The organism is Litorimonas sp. WD9-15 (assembly GCF_050271975.1).
Taxonomy (GTDB): Bacteria; Pseudomonadota; Alphaproteobacteria; order Caulobacterales; family Maricaulaceae; genus Litorimonas.
This window is the reverse complement of sequence record NZ_CP189850.1, coordinates 1,702,375-1,725,602: the sequence shown is the minus strand read 5'-3', so window position 1 is coordinate 1,725,602 and position 23,228 is coordinate 1,702,375. Positions and strand designations below refer to the sequence as shown.

The following is a 23,228-nucleotide window of genomic DNA, read 5'->3' as shown; positions in this document are numbered from 1 at the left end:
GATAGTCATTATGAGGCGCACATCATATATCATTACCGCAGCACTGGCCGTTACACTGGCTGCCTGTTCTGCTGAAACTGAGACGAAGGCACCTGAGCAACCGTTCTCAACGGCTGTCGCCGCTTATGCAGACGGTAATTACGGAACAGCACTCCCCCTCATTGAGCCGCACGCGAAGTCAGGCAATGTCACGGCACAGATGATGTTGGCGGAACTTTATCTCACAGGCAAAGCGGGCATTGTCGATGAAACCGAAGGCGTCAATTGGCTTGGCAAAGCCGCAGAACAGGGCGATGTAAAAGCCCTCTCCATGATGGGCACGCGCTACCTGAACGGGCAAGGCGTTGAGACTGATGAGGATAAGGCGGTCGAGTACCTGCTGGCCGCCGCAAAAGATGGCAATGCTCGTGCCAATATTCAGATGGGGTTCCTCTATGAATATGGGAAAGCCGTTGAGCAGGATTATGATGCGGCAGGACGATTTTATTATCGTGCGGCCTTGATGGGGGATGAGGAAGGCGTATCGCGACTTGCTAAACTCTCCGAGACTGATGCGGTCGGCCCGTCAGCCTATTTAGGTTTACTCTACCGCGACGGAAAGATTGTTGAGCAAAATTCAAGCAAGGCCTTCGCCCTCGTCCTGAAAGATGCAGAAGCCGGACATCCTTATTCCCAACATGTGATTAGTGAAGCTTATGGCGTTGGCCAGGGGACGGAACGCGACATTGAGACGGCCTATATGTGGGCGAACCTTGCCGCAGCGCAATCTTTCCCGGAAGCCGCCAAAAGACGCGATGTCTGGGCGCAAATCATGACGCCGGAACAGATTGAGACCGCGCAAACCATGTCCCGCGAATGGCAGGCAAATTTCGATGCGACATCTGACTAAATTCTGGCTCACGCTCTTGGCAGGTGCATGTCTGGCCTTACCACATACAGGCTTCGCCCAGACCGAGCTTTCTCTCAAAGACATAACGCTCCTCGCAGAGAACGGAAACGCAAGCGCGCAAGTCTCACTGGGGACGGCCTATCAGACAGGGCAAGGTGTTGCGCAGGATTACGCTGAAGCCGTCAAATGGTATTCGGAAGCTGCCAAGACCGGATCTATCGAGGCCATATTTTCACTCGCAGGACTAACCGCAGAAGGTCTGGGAACGGAACGCGATTATGAAACGGCCTTCGCTCTTTTCAATCAGGCCAGCGCCGCTGGACATGGACCCGCCACATTGGTCGTGGGGACAATGATTGAGAAAGGGTTGGGTACCGAGATTCCACCTGAAGCGGCTGCAACCTATTACAAAACCGCCGCGGAGGCAGGCATCCCAGAGGGCGCCACCAATCTCGGCGTTCTCTATCAAACGGGAGAGATTCTCCCGCAGGATTTTGCGAAAGCGCTGCAATGGTATGAATATGGGGCGAAACTAGGCGATGTCCGGGCCGTGAATAATCTAGGTGTTATGATCCTGCGCGGTGAAGGTGTTGAGAAAAACCCGAGCAAAGCAGCAGAGCTTTTTACACTGGCGGTCGAACAGGGTTCAACTGAGGCCATGGGAAACCTCGCCTCACTTTATGGCAGTGCTATGGGTGTGCCTTTGGATGAGGCCAAAGCGGATGAATTGTATCGCCGTGCCGCGGAGCAGACGCGGAACACACGAACCTCCGCCGGACTTCCCGATGCGCAAGATATTCTCAAGATTATCTCGACAGAAGGCTTCACAAAACGCGCCCTGCAGAACGCGGCGGAAGCCGGAGACACACGCGCACAATATGTACTGGGTCACCTTCACATGAATGGCTGGGGCACGCCGCAGGATTATGTCAGCGCTTATGCGTGGCTAAACCTTGCGACTGCGACGTCCGGTGAAACATCTGTGCGGGATCGCCTGACAGAACGGATGACAACGTCACAAATCAATGCTGGGCAAGAGATGTCGCGGGATCTCGCCGCCACTATTGCGGACGGCGGGTGATCGTATAGCGGTTGCCGGAGGAGAGCGGTCCGTTCATGACGGATTGTCCGCCATTGGCCCAATTCACTGTGACACGCTCGACGACCTCATGCTCACCTAAACCAAAATGGGCAATCGCGGCATCAAATGACATGAAGCCACCGCCGAGTTGTAGCTCCCTCACCTGCTGTTTGCCCTCGCCGTAAGTAATGGTGATGCGATTTCCGATACCGTAGCTGTTCCCGATTGCGTCATCAAATTCAAAGGCGATTGAATTGCCGACTTGCGTATTATTTAAATAGACTTGTAGAGGACCGTTTACGGGCACAGTGACGATATCCAGATCCCCGTCATTATCCAAATCGGCTTGAGTCGCAGCCGCCGTCATCAGGTAATCTTCCACGCCTGTTTCAATCGCTTTTTCCGCGAACGTTCCATCGCCCTGATTTTCGAAATAGAGATTGGCGGGCGTCGCTTCTGTCGGGACCCACGTGCCGTTGACGATGAGCATGTCCGGCCATTCATCATTATTATAATCGCCGACTTTCGTGTCCCAACTCCAGCCGCCAACCTCCAATCCGGTTGCGATAGCGGTGTCTGTGTAAGTCCCGTCAGTTTCGCGGGAGAGCAGGACGTTGCGGGCGTCTATCTGCATGATTTCTTTCATGACATCTTCCGTGGTGATGTCTTGGACGGGTTTGAAGTGGATATCGCAAAAAGCACGTGCTTCGGGTTGATCGCGGGCAATGAGACGGCACATGCCCGCGTCCCGCGCTTGAATGGCGAGGTCTTTCACGAGCATGGCTTGGCACTCCTCGCGGTCAGGTGAAGCCAGCTCTTGGCATTTTCCGGCATAGGTTGGATCGAAACTATTGCCGGATTTATACCAGCGTTTGACGGTCATATTGCGTGTGCAAATTTCGCGATCCGCCTCCCGCGAAATACCGTCACAGTAATTGCGGATGGGGGACATATTCAGCCGTTCCTGAATGCCCGACGCACGCCCTGCGATTTGCGCGAAATAGAGTTCCGGCATCAGGTCGTTGTTCAAATCATCCGATTTAATCGCCATGGTCGTGTTCGTTGTATGCGGGAAGATGTTATCGGCGCGGGTCGTCTTACGCAGAGACCCATCGCCCTGCCCTTTATAAATAAAATCCGGTAGCTCAAAGTCATTCCCAACGAGTAAGTCTTGGTACCCGTCACGATCAATATCGGAGAAGAGAATTGTGAGGGTCTCGCCAGGCAATCCGTCGAGTTCCATAAATTGTGAACCGCTTAATTTGCCTTCATCATTGAGAATAATCCGGTTACGGGACTCCTCCCCCGGGATACGACGATACCACCCCGCCGCCCAATTGCCTGCCGCGAGGTCCAAGTCTCCGTCACGGTCAATATCACCAAAACTGGCAGAGAGTGTTAAGGGCGTATCCGATCTGTTTATCACGGGGCGAAGCGCGCCAAAATCCAGCGCCCCCTCAACATTTGGAATGACGTAATTGCCCGCCATATATGTCGTCAGGAATAGGTCGAGCCACCCATCATTATCGAGATCGACAAGAGCGGCGTTGAACACATCCAAGCTCTCCAAATTTTTGGGCAGTTGACTGGAATTTGAAAATTGTCCCGTTCCGTCATTCTCGTAAATCCGAAATCCCACCTCGGTAGAGGCGATGACAATATCCAGATCACCATCCCGGTCTATATCGCCGGACGTAATGCCGCGTCCCTCCCAGAAAGGTGGCCACATATCCTTGAAGGAAAACTCAATTGGCTGGTCCAAACCGATAGTGTGGGCTTCCTGCTTGGTGAACAGCGTATCGCCCGCAGGTGATTTCGGCGCAAAAGGCTTTGCAGACACTGTGACAGTCGCTGATACGTCTTCAGTGCTTGTGGTAGTCGGAAGAGACGCAGAGCTTGACCTTAATTCGGTCTTTGCCGGGTTTGGCGTCTCTGACACCTCCCCTTTTAAAAGCATATCCAATGCCGACTTTGTTTTATAGTCATGCCAGTTTTGCGCCGCCAGTCCCGCACCGACGCCAATAAACCAAACCAAAATGGACATATAAACGGCGGCACGAATAGAGATGGTCGTCGAAACAATGATCCCAGAATAGATTGAGAAAATACCCAACGTGAAGAGCAGTGCCATAACGTAACCCGGCGGGACACCAGCCGCCAGAAGCGCGGCGCAAATGACGACGTCAAAGGCTATCGGTACTGGCAGGAACAGCCCTAACAGTGCGACAAGCATGAGGCCCATAATGCCAAAGCCAAAGCCTGAAAAACTCTCTATCGGAACGAGCGTCGCGGCGACTGCACCCAGAAACCCGGCCAAGAACATCAGCGGTACCGTAAGGCGGAAAATATACCAAAAATCGGACGCGATGTTTTTGATCCATCCGACAAACGCAACGCCTAACGCCTCCCGGGGTTGGGCGGCCATATCCGGCGACCACTCGCAACTCCGCTGTTGATCTTCGGCGAGTTGCAACTGCTCTATGGGCAATAATTTGCAAAGTAGTGGAATGAGCAGGAGAATAACGGCAATGCAGAGCACGACTTTCCCAATCGCCATATAGGCGGGCAGCAGCGCGAAGAGCATACTTAACACCACGATATTCAATGTCGGCGACGCCACCATTGTCGAGAGCGTCGTTTCCGCCCGCACCCCGCCATCATACATGCCCTTTGCGATAGGCGCGGCACAGTTCACGCAGACGCCCAAAGGTGTCCCCATCAAAAGACCTAAGGCACTATTGGCAAAGCTGTTCCGGAAACTCAGTCGTGCAATATAGCGGAACATCGTCAGAAAAACCGTCCCGAGCATCACGCCAAAAATCATGCCTTTGCGGTTTGTTTCCAACCAGTTCAGCGTTGTCAGGCTGATTTTCTTCCAAACGGGAAAACCTTCTTCGATCTTAAAAGTCGCCTCAAAGCTCATCGGATCTTCAAGATGGATAGCCCCGCCCATGAGCGCTTTATCGCCGAGTGAGGGATATCGGGACGAGGTCCAGAAGAGATAGAGAATAACGCAAAGCAAGAGCGCGCTTAGAAGAAACCGTGTCTGATAACGTTTCAGAATGAATGACGACATACTTTGCCCCTAGTATTCTTCCAGTCTGGCAAGCCCCTGCAAAAAGCGCAAGTCTCCTTGTGGAATCCCGTCCACTTTGCCGTGAATTTTACTTTTCTGGAGAATTAATATAGTTAATGAAAGTTGAATGATTTTTGGGCGGAAATCATGACGAGCGTTTTCCCCAATTCTTTGACGCAATGAAGCTTTTTAATAAGCTCGTTTTTGGGGCCAGTATGACATTACGAAAATTATCACTTTTGGCAGTGGGGGCGAGTCTTTGGCTCTTTGCCAATCCAGCCTTGGCAGGAGAAGCCGTCGTCTCGGGCGGGACACTTACCGTGAAAACGGAGGTCCCAAATGCATTTAACTACACACTGACTGTCGTTGGACCTCACGGCTTTTACGCAGATGCGAAATCTGTCAAAACCGTACCCATCGTCCGCCTCGTCGGAGAAAAAGGGATCGAAGACGGCATCTATAGATGGCAATTATCAGGGTCCACACAGGAAAAAATGCGGAATCCAAAGCCCGACTTTTTCAATGGACGAGAGGAGAAACGGCCCGATTTTATAAACCGTAACTTCGATGAATCAGGCTTATTCCGCGTCATAGACGGCGTGGCGCAAATGCCCAAAAATGATGAGGAAAAAGATTCAGGAGGCGGCAAATGACTTATTCAAAACTTGTAAGAGTCTCAATGGCCGCGATAATTCTGGCGGCTCCCGTTTCACTTCCACAACTTGCAGTAGCCGATCAGGTCATTAATGACGATTTGATCGTCGATGGTAGCACATGCATTGGTACTGACTGCGTAAATGGCGAAAGCTTCAGTTTCGATACACTCCGCTTAAAAGAGAACAATACGCGAATTAACTTCACTGATACGAGCTCAACGGCCAGCTTCCCAAGAACCGATTGGACTTTGGTGGCTAATAGCAGCGCCAATGGCGGCGGATCATATTTTGCGATACAAGATGACGATAGAGATAGAATGCCGTTCCTTGTCGAAGCCAACGCGCCCCAAAATGCGCTCAGAATTGATGATGGTGGACGATTAGGCCTTGGAACGGCGACTCCCACTACTGAGATTCACTCTGTTGATGGCGACACGCCTACTCTGCGTTTAGAACAGAACGGATCTTCCGGGTTCGCACCGCAAATTTGGGATCTTGCGGGTAATGAGACAAATTTCTTCATCCGGGATGCTTCGAACGGGTCAAGACTGCCGTTGAGAATTCAACCCGGCGCAGACACGAATGCGCTCTTTATCAACGATGACAGTCGGATCGGAATGGGCTCTGCGAATCCTGATGCCTCTCTTCACATCCGGGATTTCGGATCTAATGTCGGCATCAGAATTGAACACGCCGCAGTCGCGGAATGGGATATACTTGTTGGAGAAACTGACGGAGAATTCGATATTGATGATATCAGCACAACTGGTGCCGATTTCAGGTTCAAGACGGCAGACGCGCTTGAGAACAATCCGTGGGAGTTCGTACATCGTGTTGATAACGGCCTGGGCATTAATATTGCCACGACGCCCGGCGGCGAGTTTATTCTCAGCGATACGGGCGACCTACGCGTAACTGGCACGATTACATCAGGTGGTCCAACCTGCGCCGCAGGATGTGACGCAGTCTTTGATGCGGACTACGCCCTTCCGACGATGGAGGAACAAGCCGAGTCCATGTTCGCCGCGCGCCACCTCCCGACTGTTGGCCCGACAAGTCCGGATCAGCCGATTAACCTGACGGAGCATATGGGGAATGTCCTGAATGAGCTTGAGAAAGCGCATATCTTTATCGCGCAGCTCAATGAACGAAATAAGGCGCTAGAGGTCGAATTGGTTGAAAGCAAACAAGCGCTTCAAGCCGAACTCATTGCGAGTAACGCGGCACTTGAAGCCCGGTTGGAGCAACTTGAAGCCTCAATGAAATAAGTCGCTTCAGCCATAGGAACTCAAAAAAAAATCTTAAGCCCGAAGCGTCATCGCATCGGGCTTTTTCTTTGAAGGGTTTAATTTATCTCAGTACATGCTGAGATTGAATAATTGCCGGCGGCTTTACTTTTCCGAATTTTTATATATGAAAAAATTGGTTTCGGGGCGAAATTAGACGAGCGCTACCCCTAAACTCATTTCAAAACGGCTTTCTCAAGCTCGTTTAAGGGGCACAATATGACATCTAAAAAACTTCCATTACTCGCTATGGGGGCCGGTTTGTGCCTTCTGGCCAGTCCCGCCTCTGCAGGTGACGCTATCGTCTCCGCAGGCACACTCTCTGTTCAGCCAAGTTCTTCCGGCATATCGAATATGACACTTTCCGTGTCCGGTCCCGACGGCTTTTCCGCACAGAAACAGTCCAGTTTCGGGGCGCCCTCTGTTACGCTTAGCGAATATACGAGCATGGCTGACGGCACTTACACATGGCAACTGACAGGAGCGACGACAGAGCGTATCCGTAATCCGCAATTCGGCTTTAATAATGGCCGCGACACGGCGGAACCTGAATTCATAAATCGCACTGTGACCGAGACCGGATCCTTCCGCGTCATAGGCGGCGTCGTTCAAATACCGGACGGAACAGTCGAAGATGATTCTGATGGGGGTGCGAACTAATGACTTATACTAAACATATTAGAGTTTCTCTCGCAGCTCTCTTACTCGCTGCGCCCGCCATGACTGGTATCTCGGCCGTCGCGGATATCGTGCAAGCTGATGATGTTATCATCCAATCTAGCCTTTGCGTCGGAAATGACTGTGTAAATGGCGAGAGTTTCGGCTTCGACACCATTCGTTTGAAAGAAAATAATCTTCGTATTAAATTTGATGATACGAGCGCGACTGCAAGCTTTGCAGCGAATGACTGGGAAATCACGGTCAATGATAGCGATAATGGCGGTGCCAACTATTTTGCGGTTACAGATGTGACAGGTGGGCGAGTGCCTTTCCGCGTTGATGCTGGTGCGCCGACGAACTCCCTCTATGTTGATAGCGCAGGTGATGTTGGGTTTGGTACAGCTACGCCCGTTGTAAAAGCTCACGCCGTAAGCGGAAACTCACCGACTCTAAGGTTAGAGCAGGATGGGTCATCTGGTTTCACGCCTCAAACGTTTGATATAGCAGCAAATGAAGCAAATTTCTTCATTCGGGATGTAACAAATGGATCCCAATTACCCTTCAGAATTTTTCCTGGTGCTGATACGAACGCATTAACGGTCAGCGCCAACAATCGGGTCGGTATGGGCATTCAAACCGCTGAGGCGGCTCTACATGTTAGAGCTTTCTCGGCTGATAAAGCCGCCCTCCTTCTGGATGGCGGCTCTGCTTCGACACCCACGAATTCCCAGTGGGAATTTTCAGTTAGAAATGCTGATGGCGAGTTGGCTATGAATGATGCATCAACAGGGGGTGGTGATTTCATCTTCAAAACAGCAGATACAGGCGCCAATACCCCTTGGGAGTTCATCCACCGCGCCGATAATGGTTTGGGTATCAATACGGGCTCGTCTGTCGGCGGCGATTTCATTCTCGACACATCCGGTAACCTTCGCATTCTAGGCACAATTACATCAGGCGGACCGACATGTGCCGCAGGGTGTGACGCCGTATTTGATGCTGATTATGATCTGCCGACGATGGAAGAACAGGCCACAGCGATGTTCGCAAAACGTCACCTACCAACCGTTGGGCCAACAAGCCGTGATGAGCCGATCAACCTGACGGAGCATATGGGGAATGTCCTGAATGAGCTTGAGAAAGCGCATATCTTTATCGCGCAGCTCAATGAGCGGAACAAGGAATTGGAAGCGCGACTTAGTCAGATTGAGCAATCAATCGACTAAAGCGCAAACTTGCTACAAATTTTTGACCCGGAGCTTAACGGCTTCGGGTTTTTATTTGCCGCAGAGTGTGTCGAGAAACCTCGTGACCGCTGGACGGAAACCTTCTTCGAATTCATCTATATTGAATGAAATATTTAACAATCTGTTCTGATTGATAGGCACCTCACCAGCCTTAGACAAGTTCGTCAAAATCGTATGATTAGAGGAAAGATGATTCTGAAGCGAAAGCTTCCACCAATTTCGAATGGACATATCATCTGTGACACTATTCACATGCCTTAGAACTTCTATCGCCCAGTCCGGTAGAGACTGATTAGATTGCGGCAGTATTACAGCCATTGACATTGAGACACCCATTTTAGACAGACAAGCCTGAAACCAGTCAATATCTTCATATTTAAATCTATGGACTTGGGACGCGCCAAAAGCGCACTTTAGATCATGGGCAAATGTGTCATTTTCGAGGAAACGTCGAACGCGCGGGTGTTTGGCCATTTCATCCACCGTCATGGACGTTCCCCAAAGCGGACTGCCGCCATTATTGGGGTTAAGAACGCATTGTTTATGATAAGAACGGACCCAGGATTCAGCGTCTCTCGTGACAAGAATAATTTGAACATCCCAACCCTGCGTCACCTCTCGAAACTTCGAGAGGGCATCCCCATCAAAGTCATCGAAATGATTGCTCAAACCCTCATTCGACAAAAGGACGGCATCGCCCTTTGACGCGCCCAAAATCTTACCTAATCTTTTAAAGTTTCGATTATTCCTCAACCAACTCACAATGAAATTATGTTTGTCCCCACCTGATCCAAATAATGCGGGATATAAAACACCTTGCTCCGCCAAATCATCGGTATTTGACCTCATCCAAGACTGAAAAGCCGTCGTGGCTGTTTTAGGAAGACCGACATGCAGCCAAAGTGTCGGTTTCACCCTCATAGTGACGCCGCATAGCGGGCACTGATCTCAATATATTCCGGCAGGTCATCATATTTTTCCAAAATCTGATTGGCCCGATGAATGTAGGCATCCACGCCCTCATGCCCCGTTTCAATTAAATGGCCCGATGGCAAAAGCTTATTGTGATAATGAACAATTTGAATATCTTCGATATCGAGACCATCATAAAATCGCGGTTTAAAATGAGTCGGAAAATTATAGCGCAATGATAGCGGTTTAAATGGCATGTTTGTTTTCAGCATAGAGAACAAAAAACCGATCTGATCCGAATGATGCAGCCATTGTCCTAAAATCTGTTCTTGCGTTAAACACGTCGTCGAAATTGAGTTCCAGAGTGGCGCAACTGACTCTAAACTCGGCATAGGGAACATATAAAGCCCTCCGTTACAGTTTAAGGCGTGCGTCCTATTTTCCGGCCTAAAGGTTGGAATGCCGTCATAGCTAATTGGCGACAGACTAAAAATTTCCGCCAATTGAGACAATAGCTCTACGGGTGGGTTTGGATGATCAACAATTTTGGCTTGAACAAAATCATCGTCCCAGCACTCGACCGGGGAACCAAAGAAAAACAGGTCAACATCCGTCATAATGGCTCCAGGGCCACCTGAATTTATAATAGGGGGATGACTTTGCAGCTTATTACAATATCTCGCAGGCCCCTCCCCAAAAGGCGTAACTTCACAGAGTTTGGCTCCAAATCGTTGGGCGGCACTTTGTAAAACCGCTGGGGTTGGCCCGACATGGTGAACAACAACTTCACAGTCGTTAAAAACGCCAGCCTCTCTCGCAGAAATCAACCATATCCAAGCCTGCATCAGGAATTTAGGATTTCTGTCTACGACACAGGATAAAATGGGCTTAAAGTGAAGGTTTGTAACAGCTTGGGCATCGGATAAGCTCATGCTTTTCGACAAACCGTCACTCATATCTTTGCCCCTATTTGACGGTTTTTAACCGACCGTGTTATTTGATACCACCGGGCGCAATCGACGCAAAGTCCAAAATCAGAAAGCACGAATTAAGGCAATTTCGTCCCATTCGCTCTCTCTTGTCGGAATAAAGGCAGGATTGCCCAGCAACGAACGCAAAGCCGCCCTGCTCTCTCCGCAGTCATCGTCCATGATAAGTTTATTATTTAATTATTGGGAGGCTCTCATGGCATTGCGTCATATTCTTATCACAACCACGACCATTATCGCAGGACAGAGTGTATATTCTGGCCCTGCCTTTGCCGAGACATCGCCACCAGACCTAAGGCTTTCACAGACTGAGGACTTGCGCGAAATGCGGATCAATGAGGCAGAGGCCGGAACGCTTATGTTCCACACGGATATACCCGGCCAATATATCGAAGCTCCCAGAGTTGCGACAGATGTGGCGATGAATATTGCGGGCCCCGTCATTCGGACGACACTCTCGCAGACTTTTGAGAATAAGACGGATCAATGGGTCGAAGGGGTTTACGTCTTCCCCCTGCCCGAAAATGCCGCGGTTGACCGCCTGCGCATAGTGATTGGGGGGCGGATGATTGAAGGGCAAATTAAAGAGAAACGCCAAGCCAAACAAATCTATGAGCAAGCTAAATCTGAAGGCAAGAAAGCCAGCCTTGTCGAGCAACAGCGTCCAAACATTTTCACCGCCTCCGTGGCCAATATCGGCCCACATGAAACCGTCGCCATTCAGATTGAATATCAGGATAAAGCCGTGATCAAAGACGGGGTCTTTAAAACGCGTTTTCCGATGGTTGTTGCTCCGCGTTTTTCGCCGCCTGCCGAGGTCGTGCAGGTCGCAACGACCGAAGGGGTGCAAAATCTCGTCCTCGATCCTGTGCTTGATCGCAAAGCGATTACCCCGCCCCTCATAGATCCAAAGCTCGAGCCTGTTTCATATATACGGGTTCCAGTCAGCCTGAATATCAATCTGGATGCCGGTTTTGACATCGCCGAAGTGACGAGTCCCTATCATAATATTTCCGCAAATCTCCTCGACAATGATAGTGCCAATATTACACTCGCCGAGGGCGACGTACCGGCCAATCGGGACTTCCTATTGGAATGGCGTGCAAAGGAAACACAGGCGCCTTACAGCGCGGTCTTCAAAGAAACGGTTGGCGAAAATACATATCTCCTCTCCATGCTGACACCACCCAAAGCGGATGCGGCGGATATCCCCACACAAGCGCGCGAGAGTATTTTTGTGATTGATACGTCCGGCTCTATGGGCGGTCAGTCCATTGCGCAGGCCCGCGAGTCACTTCTTCTCGCGCTCGACCAATTGCAGCCTGAAGATACGTTCAACATCATTCGTTTCTCCTCCGATCATTCAAAATTTAAGTTCAAGGCCGTTCCCGCCAACCCTGAGAATATCGCCAAGGCGCGCCGCTGGGTCAGAAATTTGCGGGCGAAGGGCGGCACGCAAATGTCACCCGCGCTAAACGCCGCCCTCAAAGTAACCGCCGAGGATGAGACGCGACTGCGTCAAGTCATTTTCATCACGGATGGCGCGATTGGGAACGAGCAACAACTCTTCGCCCAAATTCAGGATGATCTCGGGGACAGCCGCCTGTTCCCCGTAGGAATTGGGTCCGCCCCGAATAGTTATTTCATGTCCCGCGCGGCAAAATTCGGGCGGGGTTCATTCGTACAGATTGGTAATATTTCAGAAGTGACGGACCGGATGGGAACGCTCTTCAAAGCCATAGACAGCCCGGTACTAACAGATTTGAAAAGCTCTATTTCTGGTGCATCCTTCCCCGCACGCTTACCAGATGTTTATCAGGGCGATCCCGTCATCAGTATCGCCAAGATGAAGACAAGGGATTTGCCCGCCTCATTTTCGATATCCGGCAATCTCGCCGGTTCAACATGGCACGAGACGAAAACACTCTCCGAAACTGAGGCCGCGAAAGGCCTCTCGGTGCTCTGGGCACGGGCAAAAATTGCGGATCTGGAAGAAAGCCGCTTTGACCGCTCCAGTGCCGCAAATATAGATGACCAAATTTTACGCACCGCCCTCGACCATCATATCGTTAGCCGACTCACCTCTCTTGTCGCCGTAGACATCACTCCATCGCGACCCATGGGTGATGATCTTAAGACAAGGTCAGTCCCGACAATGCTACCAGAAGGGTGGAAATTTGGTGAGCTTGCCACGAAAAGAAAAACTAACGTCACGCATAAACCCTCGCCTTCAGTTCCGAATACGGGTTCTGGATCACAACAAAGCCTCGCCCTTCCCAATACGGCGAGCCCGCATGAAGTTTTAGGCCTTATTGGGAGTTTAATGCTGCTGCTGGGTCTTTTCTCCGCAAAATTGACACGGCGTGAAACGGGATGATGAGGCCGATGAGATATCTCACACGGTTCCTCTTTCTGCTGGGTGGTTTATGCTTGTTAAAGGCGAGTTACATACCCGCCAAAAAGGGTGTTGGAGATATATTGATCGAACGCGCTTGGCGCCTGTCGCAAGCAAGTGGAAAGCCCGTCCATCCATGGCCATGGATGGACACGGTGCCGTTGGCGAGACTTTCCGTGCCAAAGCTTGGTGACAGTGAAATCATCCTCAATTCAAGCTCCGGACAAGCGTTAGCCTTCGCACCGGGTCATCTTCCGCAAACGGCAAAACCGGGGCAGTCAGGACTATCCGTTATAGCGGCTCACAAAAATACGCATTTTGACTTTCTGGAACATGTGGAAATAGGCGACATTATTGAAGTTGAAAATCTAAATGGCGACGTTACCCGATATAAAACGACAAGCCTTGATATTATTGACAAAAATGACTTTGAAGTCGACTTGAACACTCACGAGAACCAAGCAAAAATTGCGCTCGTGACCTGCTATCCGTTTTCGAGATACAGCTATGGCGGCCCACTGCGTTATATCGTTCACGGTGAAGCGATACCTGAAAGCAGTCTTCCCCAGACGGGGAAATAGCTTGAAAACAAAAGAAAAAGTGGCGGAGACGAAGGGATTCGAACCCTCGATGGGCTTATGACCCATACTCCCTTAGCAGGGGAGCGCCTTCGACCACTCGGCCACGTCTCCGTCGGCGCGTCTAGCGATGTGTACCCCTCCCCGCAAGTGATTTTGTCGCTTTTTTCACACGAAGAGGCGGGCTGCGGGCTTGTCCCCGCTCTTTGTGTGTCTTAGCCCATTCTGATGACAGATCCGGTGCAAAATCCCCCTACGCAGTTCAATTATCGCCCTGATATTGATGGCCTTCGGGCGATTGCGGTTTTGGCAGTTATGGCCTTCCATTTAGGTTTTGCACCCTTGGAAGGCGGCTTTCTCGGCGTCGATATTTTCTTCGTGATTTCGGGCTACCTCATCACGTCCATTATTGCCCCGAAAATGATGAAGGGTACATTTTCGTTTAAGACATTCTATCTGCGCCGTATCCGGCGGCTGATCCCACCCGCGCTCGTGACGATCGCTGTCACATTTATGGCAGCCGCGTTCATTCTGGACCCCTCCGACATGGTTGCCATGGCGAAATCCGCAATTGCCGCGACCTTCTCCGTTTCCAACATCTTGTTCTTCACTGAAACCGGATATTGGGATGCGCGGTCAGAGTTAAAGCCTCTTCTCCACACGTGGTCTCTTGGTGTTGAGGAGCAGTTCTACCTCTTTTGGCCGCTGCTTGTTTTGGCGCTTTGGAAACTGATGCCACGCCGCAATCTGGGATGGGCTTTTGCCGTTGTCACATTAATTGGCGTGTTTGTCAGTGAATGGATGTTGCGCGCCAACCCGTCTGCCGCATTCTATCTCCTGCCCGCACGTGTTTTCGAATTTGCGATTGGGGCCTGTTTTGCCCTTATCGGCACGTCAGTCTTTTGGAAGAAGATCAGCACAAAAACCATAAGATCAATTTTGGGCTGGGCGAGTTTGATTGTCCTCTTAGCGACAATCTGGTTTTATAAAGGCTATACACCTTTCCCCGGTCTCAACGGATTACTGCCCTGTTTGGCGACGGCAGGTCTATTGCTATCAGGTGCAGGAAAATCAGCTCTACCAGGACTCAACTTTCTATTGTCCAACCGTCTGGCGGTCTGGACGGGCCGCCTGTCCTATTCGCTCTATCTCGTTCATTGGCCTGTCGTTTCACTGATGCGCTATGAGGTCGGACTTGAGCTGGGCAAGCGGCACCAACTCTTCGCGGCAGCTCTCATATTTGTTCTAACGCTCATGCTTTATTACGGCGTCGAACGTCGGGTCTCCGCCAGAACGGGTCAGGCATCGAACCAGACAGGGTCTCAAAAAACGCCAAAATATGGACGGTTCGCCATTGGTACGGGAATTTCAGCTGTCGCGCTTTCCGCCGTCTTTGCCCATGCCGCCCTGAATTCAGGATGGACATGGCGTGTGCACGACCTGTCTTTTACGCCGGAACAAGTGCGGCAAGAAAAGGCACGGCGGTTTTCAACTTTCGTCAATACGTGTACGACATTCAACTTTCCGGATGGTCCGAATTGCCGGCGTGACGCGAAGATAAATGTACTCGTCATCGGAAACTCTCACGAACCGGACGGATTCAATTTCTTCGAAGCCGGATATGGTCGTGACCCCGATCTCCAGTTTATTCGGTTCGAACAGACCAATCGTTGTAAAATCGGGAAAGAAAAGGGGCGCATTATTGCACAAGGCACGCGAAAGCTCTGTCAGGAGCGCGTGGATAAATTAGCCGACCAGGCGATCGTGAATCAAATTCAGGTGATCGTCTATTCCGCAAACCGTCCTTTTGAGGCGAATAAATATTTTACTCTGGCCCTTCTGAACCAAATGAAAAAGCTGAATCCGGACCTCAAACTGATTTCCATGGGTGGTTATATTAACAATCAAACACCCTGTTTCCGTATTATAAACGAGACAGGCAATACGGCCAGCTGTATGACATCAGAGACAATATCCTACACGCCATTGGATGATAAAGACGGCACACTGTTCCAAGCTTTTATGGACAGCACGGATTACTATTTGGACAAGGGCGACCTTCTCTGCGGTGAAGACATACCGGCAAGTTGTGAGAGCCAAGCGTCCAATCGCAAGCCCTACACTTATGACGAACATCACCTCTCATTGGAGTTTGCACAATATGCCGGGCGTAAATTCGCAGACGAAAACCCCAATCTATTGCGGGAATTGGCAGGCCTTTCACCCAGATAAACGGGGTTAACCTCCAATTAACCATAAATTTCCGCGCAGTGCCCCGAACCGCAACAGGCCGCAGATCGGGGCGCAACATCTGCATGACCTAAAAAAGGATCGGCGTTTACCGTATATTTTCTTCGACCCTGTATCAGACTTAGAAAAAACAGGTGAGTGGAATGCCAATACAAAAGAAAACGAGCGTCAAAGCGTTCGACACTAGCGCTGTGCCAATGTCGCAAACGTCTCCGCTTGCTCTGCGCAAGGAAGATGAAAAACGGGGTCAACCGACCGATCGGCTTGATGCCTTTGCCCGCAAAGTCAGACCGTCCGAAGGCAAGGCCCCAAAGATCGACCGTCGCCGTAAACGCCTGACAACGGCGGATGTATCTGTCCCGCGTGATCAAACCAATATGAATGCTGTGAGGTTTGGCCTGCGCGGTCTTGATGTTCTCATGGTCTGCGCCGTCATCGCGGTTGGTATTTGGAATGGCTATGTCGGGACAAATGATCGGGGGATTGCTGCCCCGGTCGCAGCTTCTATCCTCGGCTCCGTTATTTTCATCTCGGCTCTGTTTATCTCCAATGCCTACCGTTTCAACGCGGCGCAGCGCTGGTCATCTCATATGCGCAATGTCGGCTTGGCCAGTTTCGCGGCACTCGGCGTTTGGTTGACCATCGCCTTGATTGTACGTCCCGAAACATTTTTGCCTGACGCCCTCGCAAAAGCGGGATTGGGTGCGATTGCGCTCATTCTCGTCCTCCATTCTGCTTATCACGCGCAAATGCGGCGTCTGCATAATAAAGGTGCCCTCGCCCCGACGATTGTCATGTTGGGCGCAACGGAAAGCGCACGTCGGATAATTGAAGAAAATGCGAAGACGAAAGAACTCAACATCCTCGCAATTTTCGATGATCGCCTCGCGCGGACGCCGCATAATATTTACGGTGTTCCGGTTATCGGAAAAGTCGATGACCTCCTCGGGTGGGATGCCCTGCCCTATGTGAACCGGATTGTTGTCACATTGCCGTCTATTGCGAATGAGCGACGTCAGGCCTTTATGGACCGTGTGCGCCTGCTGCCCAATCGCATCGCTTTCGTCGTCGACGAGTTTGAGACGCTGAACCACGTAAAGCAACGCGTCTCAGAGATTGCCGAAGTCTCCATGCGGGATGTGACCGGCAATCCGAAATCCGGGCGCCACACGGCGATTAAACGTCTGACCGACATCGTCATCAGTTCCATCGCGCTCGTGCTCGGTGCGCCTGTTCTCTTGGGCATAGCGGCGCTTATCCGCCTCGATAGCAAAGGCCCGGTTCTGTTCAAACAACAGCGTCACGGCTTTAACAATCGGGTCTTCGATATCTATAAATTCCGCTCCATGCGCAATGAGGATGCCGATCCGAATGCCGCCCAGCAGACAGTTGTTGGAGATGCCCGTGTGACGAAGATTGGTCGCTTTATCCGCAAGACCTCTATTGATGAGCTGCCGCAGCTTCTCAACGTTCTGAAAGGCGAAATGTCACTCGTCGGCCCGCGCCCGCATGCAACAGGTATGCGCACGGAAGGTAAAGACAGTATCGACCTCGTCGCGGAATATGCCCATCGTCACAAAGTCAAACCCGGTATGACGGGCTGGGCGCAGATCAATGGCTCTCGCGGCCCGTTGCGTAACGGGAATGATATTGCGGAACGCGTGCGCCTCGATGTGGAATATATCGAACGCTCGAATTTCCTCTTCGACCTTTATATTATGCTCAAAACCCTGCCGGTCCTGCTCGGCGATAGTACCAATACGCGGTAATGCAACGCACACACCGTCATATGTGGGAGGCTTGAGCCATGATGGGTCGCTCTATGCTCGCCTATCTGCCGGTCAATCTGGCGAATGTTCTGACGTCGTTCGGGACAATCATCATATTGACGCGCCTGCTCGCGCCCGAAGAATTCGGGATCTACGCGATTGCCATGATCACGATGCAATTCGTGCATATGGGCCTATTCACATGGATGGAAGCGGCGATGGCGCGGTTTCAGGCCCGGGCGGAGCGCGAAGATAATGTCGCCTCTCACCTCACCACACTCTACCGTTTAGCGGCCGGAACCGGTTTGATTGGCCTTACCTTGATTATGGGGCTGCTCTGGATATTACCTCTGCCCGACCGTCTCAGCTTTGTTCTGATTTTTGCGCTCGGCTCTACCTGCCTCCAAGTTCTGTTTAATCTCGGCATGGAAGCACATCGTGCCGCGCACCGGATTAAACGCTATTCACTGACCTATTCAACGCAGACACTTGTCAGTTTTACACTGGGTATTCTGTTTATTCTGTTCTCGCCCTTGCGGGAGGCCAGCCCTTTTGTCGGTATCATCATCGGGCTTCTGATTGTCGGTGGGCTGGACCTTTTATTCATGCGGCGTCGCATGAAGGGCGGGACTTATGATAATGCAAAGACGAAGACTTATCTCGCTTACGGCATGCCCCTCTGTATCGGGTTGCTGCTCTCCTATGCGCTTAATTCCGCAGATGTCTATCTCATCGCGGCCCTCATGGGCGAGGCCTCTGCGGGGGAGTATAATGCCGGCTATAACCTCTCCAACCGCAGTCTCGAGATCCTCTTTGTTTGGGTTTCCATGGCGGTCACACCCGTCGCCGTCACGGCGATGGAACAGGAAGGCACGGACCGCAGTCGCGACATCCTAAAAAATTATGGCGCGACCCTTATGTGGATCGCCTTTCCAGCCGCCACGGGGATCGCCCTCGTCTCGCAGGATGCAGGATTTATCCTCGGCGAAGGTGTGCGCGAAGGCGCTGTCACGGTTATGCCGTGGATTGCTTTTGCCGGGCTGATTAACGGGGTGATGACCTACTATGTCCACCGCGCCTTCATGCTGTCCGGGCAGACGCAGAAATATGTCTGGGCGCTGGTGCTACCCGTGATCTTGAATATCGGACTAAACCTCGTACTCATTCCCAAATTTGGGTTAATGGGCGCTGTTTGGGCGACCATCCTGTGTTACGGCATCGCATTAATTATCGCGACAGTCTTAGCACGTCAGGATTATCCTCTACCCTTACCCATGCGAGCCGCGGTAGAACTAGCCCTGTGTTGTGGTCTGATGAGCGGAGCTGTTCTCCTGCTTCCGCTCAAAGGGTTAGAGCCAGGGGTCATAACCTTGTTGATAAAAGCCAGTGTGGGCGCTGTCGTTTACCTTGCCGCTTGCTGGGTCCTGAATGCCGCGGAGTGTCGGCAGGTCGTACATCTATTACGCCGTAGATTTGATCGCTCGAGCTTGGTGGAGGTTGCGGAATGACCGGTCAAACCTTTGAAAGCGCAATATGGAGAAAATCCAGCCCCCGCCTCTCCGTGCTCATCCCGTTCTTCCGCGATGATGCGTCTGATTTGATTTCAGAGCTGGAGCATCAGCTCGATCAGGACTCTGTCGAAATTCTCATCCATGATGACGGGACGCGGGACCAGCCCCTCACAGCAAAAATTGAAAGCCTTATCGCAAAGAGCCCCCTCGCCATCCGGCTTTTCAGTGCGACCGAGAACCAAGGACGGTCCGCTGCCCGAAATGCCTTACAACTGGCCGCCCGCAGCGATTGGGTACTCTTTCTGGACGCGGATATGCGACCTGCACAGACCGACTTTCTGCGCAACTATCTGGATCTCATCTCGCAAGGACAGGCCGATATCATCTTTGGTGGCTTCCATGTTGAAGCGCAAAAAGCCGATAAGGACCGGGATCTCCACCGCGCCCTCTCGGATGTTTCGGACTGTTTGAGTTTAGCAGAAAGACAAGCAGCAGGTGCACAATTTGTGGCCTCCTCCAATCTCTGCGTCTCGAAACAAGTTTTAGAAACGGAGCCCTTTGATGACGGCTTTTCCGGTTGGGGATGGGAAGACAGTGAATGGGCCGCACGCGTGTCGAAACGGTTCACGCTCATCCATATAGACAATCCGGCCATCCATCTGGGACTTGAAACAACGGAGACATTGCTGCGCCGTTTTGCGACATCCGGTCAGAATTATAAGCGATTTGTGACCCTCCATCCGGACCTTGCGCCGCAATTGGCGCTCTACCGGATATCGTCCAAACTTGGTCGTGTGCCGGGACAAAAACTGATGCGCCCCGCTCTCAAAGCGTTGGTCAAAGCTGCCGCGATTCCGATGAAAATCCGCCTCAATGCGCTGAAACTCTGGCGGGCCTCTCACTATGCAGAGGCCCTGCGATGAACACGCTCTCCGATACATTTCTACACAGAGTCCGACGGCAACTGTCACATTTCCAACAGCGGTCCATTCTTCCTGTGCCTACAGAAGGCCCGATTGTCAGCTTTAGCTTTGATGACTGCCCCTGTTCCGCGATTGATACGGCTCTGCCTATGCTTGAGGCGGAGGACTGGAAAGCCACTATCTATGTCGCAGTGGGGCTCTGCGACACGGTCAATCATCTCGGTCCGCATATTAGCCGGGATGACATCGTCGATCTGCATAAACGTGGCCATGAAATCGGCGATCACACCTATTCGCATATCAACGCAAAAGGTCTGGACGCAACCAAATATATGGCTGATGTTGAACGCAATCAGCGAGCCTTAAAAGACCTAGGCCTGCCGCCCAGTGAAAACTTTGCCTTCCCCTTTGGCGATGTCACAAATGTCATAAAAAAAGAATTGCGGCATAAGTTTTCAACTTTGCGAGGTGTGCTTCCGCCTCAAAATTCAAGGATGGATGCCAATTTTCTACCTGCCATACCGATCTATTCCGGACAGACAGAAGATACCGCGCTACGCGAAATTGCGAACCTGCAGCAATCACAAATCTGGTTGAACCTTTTCACACATGACGTTCGCGAAAACCCCAGTCCGTTCGGATGTAAAATAGACACGTTTCAAGACATCGTCGCCGCCGTCAAACAATCCGGCGCGCGTGTCATGACGGTGAGAGACGCGTATCGCACAGTAAAATCGGAGGGCTCAGTCACGTGACCCTATCCAACACAACTCTATCTATTGTTATTCCGACCTATAAACGCCCCGACGCCCTGCGCCGCGCCATCGCCAGTGTCAGAGACGAACGGGTCGACGGCTTAGATATCGAAATCGTCATTGCGGATAATGACCCGGCAGGTAGTGCGAAGGAGACAGCGGCGGAACTGACAGACACTTACGAGGTCCCCGTCATCTATACACACGTCCCCGAACCCGGTGTTTCAAATGCCCGTAATGGTGCACTCGAAATCGCGACAGGGCGCTATATCCTGTTCCTTGATGACGATATGGAAGCGCTCGCCCCATGGGCGCAGTCAATGATTGATGCGGCCAACCGTTTTGATGCGGCCCTCGTCTTTGGTCCCGTAAAAGCCGTCATGCCAGAGGCGGGAAATCCCGTTTATGAATATATGCAACCGCTATTCAGCCGCAAATTCTCTCAGGAAGATGGATTAATTGACCGCGGGATCGGGTCAGGCAATTGCCTAATTGACCGGGAAAACCTCACTCTGCCTTGTCCGCCATTCAATCCCGAACTGAACAAGACAGGCGGAGAGGACGATCATCTATTCCGACAATTGGAACATCAGGGCGTGCGCATCGCGTGGACAAATGCGGCCAAGACCTATGAGCACGTTCCGGCCCATCGCGCCAATCTCAGCTATGTCTGGCGGCGGAATTTTGCATTTGGTCAAGCCCCGACGCAGGAATCTGCTGATTTAGGCTGGCGCGGGATACCGGGCATCCTGAAATGGATGTTTGTTGGTCTTGCGCAAATCGTCATTTACGGCACGCTTCTGGCTTTATCTAAGCTGCGCAGAAAACCGGACGCCGTCCGCTATTGGGGACGTCTGGCCCAAGCGTTCGGCAAGGTCATCTGGACGGAGCGCGTCTCACCCAAATTCTACGGGATTTAAACGGGCAGCTTTTGATAATCTGTCCGGCGCGTCAGGAAATACGGTACGCGCACGCGATCCCGCCAGAACGGTTTTTCAAACGCAAAGAGTTTGGCCGAGGTCGCAACGAACATCACCCAAGAAAGATCATTTTGCTGAAGGATTGTCGATTCCGACATGGAGAAGGCAAAAAACATGACGGTCGAAAGAATGACCCAATAGGTTTCCGTCCCACCCTTACGCAAGCGATCAATCGCAAGAATGATTGTAAATATAAATAAGAGTGCAAAAGCTCCAACGCCCACGACTCCGGTAGACAGCCACGTCTCAATCCATCCGTTATGTGCGGAGGGTACGCCCCATTCGAGGCCTAATCGAACATAGTAAGACGAGCCCAGCGGATCGAGCCAGTAGACTCCATACCCATAACCCAGCAAAGGTTTTTGTTCAATCGAGGCGATCAACCCACCCCAAATATCCGTTCGCCCTGTCAAGGTCGGCTCTTTTCCAATCAGGCCTAATGTGAATTCGGGCGCAATGACCAACATGCTCACAATCCCACCAATCACGACCAAGATTGCTAGAATGAGGGGAAAACGTAGAAATGTGTAGCGACGATAAACGCGCAGCGCGATAAACCCGCCAATTCCAATTAGCGCGACCAGCAGAGAGGTTTTCGACGTCGACATAATGACGAGCAGAAAACACATGGCAGCCCCCGTCAGCCAGAGCGCCGCCCTGTCCGGACGCATCGCAAAGGCACAGAGCATGACAATGACGCCCTTGGCCATGACCCCGCCCATATAATTTTTCTCAATCCATGCCCCACGCCACGCACCGTGGTGAATTTCCTGCATGATCCCATATTCGGGCAGTACCAGCGCAATCAGGATAGAGACAATCGCCATGGCCCAGAAACACGCGGCCAGACGCTGCACGAGGCCGCTCCAATCATATCGCGCAGCGAGGACCAATCCAAAGAGCGTCGTGATAAGAAGCGCAATAGACCGCCGCATGGAGACCGCCGGATTGATTGACCAAAAGTAACTGAGACAGCAAATTACGATACAAATCAGTAGAAGCGGATTAAATGCGGCAAGTCGAATGAGTTGCGGCAAGCACCGTAAGGCCAGACCCAAGACCAAGACGTAGATTGGATACCAAATTGCGCGGGCCAGCGGGCTCTCATATTCAGGATTATTAAAATCCGTCAAAAACAGGGCCACCAGTGCCGTCGAAAACATGAAGATCATCACAAAGAAGATGACATTTTCCAAGCCGCGCAAAGCCCCGAACAGCGCGTAATTACGCTGTCGCAGGGCGGCATGGGAATAGATGGGCGCGGCGGGCAT

18 protein-coding genes and 1 tRNA gene are annotated in these 23,228 nt (G+C 51.6%); 14 read left to right on the top strand and 5 right to left on the bottom strand.

What is annotated here, in order from left to right:
* Positions 1 to 10 precede the first annotated feature (10 nt).
* Both ACP9M6_RS08025 and ACP9M6_RS08020 read left to right on the top strand, forming a co-directional pair.
* Positions 11 to 889, top strand: a complete 879-nt coding sequence (locus tag ACP9M6_RS08025; RefSeq protein ID WP_427450058.1) for a tetratricopeptide repeat protein — start codon at positions 11 to 13, stop codon at positions 887 to 889.
* Positions 873 to 1,970, top strand: a complete 1,098-nt coding sequence (locus ACP9M6_RS08020; protein WP_427450057.1) for an SEL1-like repeat protein — start codon at positions 873 to 875, stop codon at positions 1,968 to 1,970. The genes ACP9M6_RS08025 and ACP9M6_RS08020 overlap by 17 nt, the downstream gene beginning before the upstream one ends.
* Here ACP9M6_RS08020 and ACP9M6_RS08015 read toward each other — a convergent pair.
* Positions 1,951 to 5,046, bottom strand: a complete 3,096-nt coding sequence (locus tag ACP9M6_RS08015; RefSeq protein WP_427450056.1) for an FG-GAP-like repeat-containing protein — start codon at positions 5,044 to 5,046, stop codon at positions 1,951 to 1,953. The genes ACP9M6_RS08020 and ACP9M6_RS08015 overlap by 20 nt on opposite strands.
* A gap of 215 nt (positions 5,047 to 5,261) precedes the next feature.
* Here ACP9M6_RS08015 and ACP9M6_RS08010 point away from each other — a divergent pair, with 215 nt between their 5' ends.
* The 4 genes from ACP9M6_RS08010 (at position 5,262) to ACP9M6_RS07995 (ending at position 8,874) form a co-directional block, all read left to right on the top strand.
* Positions 5,262 to 5,699, top strand: a complete 438-nt coding sequence (locus tag ACP9M6_RS08010) for a hypothetical protein (protein WP_427450055.1) — start codon at positions 5,262 to 5,264, stop codon at positions 5,697 to 5,699.
* Positions 5,700 to 5,725: 26 nt separating this feature from the next.
* The gene (locus ACP9M6_RS08005) at positions 5,726 to 6,970 is read left to right on the top strand and encodes a hypothetical protein (protein WP_427450053.1); all 1,245 of its coding nucleotides are present in this window, start codon (positions 5,726 to 5,728) and stop codon (positions 6,968 to 6,970) included.
* A 237-nt stretch (positions 6,971 to 7,207) separates the two neighbouring features.
* Positions 7,208 to 7,648: a hypothetical protein gene (locus tag ACP9M6_RS08000; protein ID WP_427450051.1), complete on the top strand. Its 441-nt coding sequence runs from the start codon at positions 7,208 to 7,210 to the stop codon at positions 7,646 to 7,648.
* Complete coding sequence (locus ACP9M6_RS07995; RefSeq protein ID WP_427450050.1) at positions 7,648 to 8,874, top strand: hypothetical protein; 1,227 nt, start codon at positions 7,648 to 7,650, stop codon at positions 8,872 to 8,874. The genes ACP9M6_RS08000 and ACP9M6_RS07995 overlap by 1 nt, the downstream gene beginning before the upstream one ends.
* Before the next feature lie 51 nt (positions 8,875 to 8,925).
* On the opposite strand, the gene ACP9M6_RS07990 is transcribed toward ACP9M6_RS07995, so the two are convergent.
* Positions 8,926 to 9,810 carry a hypothetical protein gene (locus ACP9M6_RS07990; protein WP_427450048.1) on the bottom strand — a complete coding sequence of 295 codons (885 nt, stop codon included), beginning with the start codon at positions 9,808 to 9,810 and terminating at the stop codon, positions 8,926 to 8,928.
* A 2-nt stretch (positions 9,811 to 9,812) separates the two neighbouring features.
* The gene (locus ACP9M6_RS07985) at positions 9,813 to 10,763 is read right to left on the bottom strand and encodes a hypothetical protein (protein WP_427450047.1); all 951 of its coding nucleotides are present in this window, start codon (positions 10,761 to 10,763) and stop codon (positions 9,813 to 9,815) included.
* A gap of 229 nt (positions 10,764 to 10,992) precedes the next feature.
* Here ACP9M6_RS07985 and ACP9M6_RS07980 point away from each other — a divergent pair, with 229 nt between their 5' ends.
* Together ACP9M6_RS07980 and ACP9M6_RS07975 are read left to right on the top strand one after the other, a co-directional pair.
* The gene (locus ACP9M6_RS07980; protein ID WP_427450046.1) at positions 10,993 to 13,173 is read left to right on the top strand and encodes a marine proteobacterial sortase target protein; all 2,181 of its coding nucleotides are present in this window, start codon (positions 10,993 to 10,995) and stop codon (positions 13,171 to 13,173) included.
* Positions 13,170 to 13,772: a class GN sortase gene (locus tag ACP9M6_RS07975; protein WP_427450044.1), complete on the top strand. Its 603-nt coding sequence runs from the start codon at positions 13,170 to 13,172 to the stop codon at positions 13,770 to 13,772. Before ACP9M6_RS07980 ends, ACP9M6_RS07975 begins: the two co-directional genes overlap by 4 nt.
* A 20-nt stretch (positions 13,773 to 13,792) precedes the next feature.
* Here ACP9M6_RS07975 and ACP9M6_RS07970 read toward each other — a convergent pair.
* Positions 13,793 to 13,883, bottom strand: a tRNA-Ser gene (locus tag ACP9M6_RS07970).
* Between the two features lie 114 nt (positions 13,884 to 13,997).
* Between ACP9M6_RS07970 and ACP9M6_RS07965 the strand changes: the two genes are divergently transcribed.
* From ACP9M6_RS07965 to ACP9M6_RS07940, 6 genes are all read left to right on the top strand, one after another.
* A complete protein-coding gene (locus ACP9M6_RS07965) occupies positions 13,998 to 16,001 on the top strand; it encodes an acyltransferase family protein (protein ID WP_427450042.1) in 2,004 nt (667 codons plus the stop codon).
* Positions 16,002 to 16,216: 215 nt separating this feature from the next.
* Complete coding sequence (locus ACP9M6_RS07960) at positions 16,217 to 17,788, top strand: exopolysaccharide biosynthesis polyprenyl glycosylphosphotransferase (RefSeq protein WP_427450040.1); 1,572 nt, start codon at positions 16,217 to 16,219, stop codon at positions 17,786 to 17,788.
* 38 nt (positions 17,789 to 17,826) lie between these two features.
* A complete protein-coding gene (locus ACP9M6_RS07955; protein ID WP_427450038.1) occupies positions 17,827 to 19,296 on the top strand; it encodes a lipopolysaccharide biosynthesis protein in 1,470 nt (489 codons plus the stop codon).
* The gene (locus ACP9M6_RS07950; RefSeq protein ID WP_427450037.1) at positions 19,293 to 20,222 is read left to right on the top strand and encodes a glycosyltransferase family 2 protein; all 930 of its coding nucleotides are present in this window, start codon (positions 19,293 to 19,295) and stop codon (positions 20,220 to 20,222) included. Before ACP9M6_RS07955 ends, ACP9M6_RS07950 begins: the two co-directional genes overlap by 4 nt.
* A complete protein-coding gene (locus ACP9M6_RS07945; RefSeq protein ID WP_427450035.1) occupies positions 20,219 to 20,977 on the top strand; it encodes a polysaccharide deacetylase family protein in 759 nt (252 codons plus the stop codon). Before ACP9M6_RS07950 ends, ACP9M6_RS07945 begins: the two co-directional genes overlap by 4 nt.
* Complete coding sequence (locus tag ACP9M6_RS07940; RefSeq protein WP_427450033.1) at positions 20,974 to 21,897, top strand: glycosyltransferase family 2 protein; 924 nt, start codon at positions 20,974 to 20,976, stop codon at positions 21,895 to 21,897. The genes ACP9M6_RS07945 and ACP9M6_RS07940 overlap by 4 nt, the downstream gene beginning before the upstream one ends.
* Here ACP9M6_RS07940 and ACP9M6_RS07935 read toward each other — a convergent pair.
* Positions 21,894 to 23,228, bottom strand: a complete 1,335-nt coding sequence (locus tag ACP9M6_RS07935; RefSeq protein WP_427450031.1) for an O-antigen ligase family protein — start codon at positions 23,226 to 23,228, stop codon at positions 21,894 to 21,896. The genes ACP9M6_RS07940 and ACP9M6_RS07935 overlap by 4 nt on opposite strands.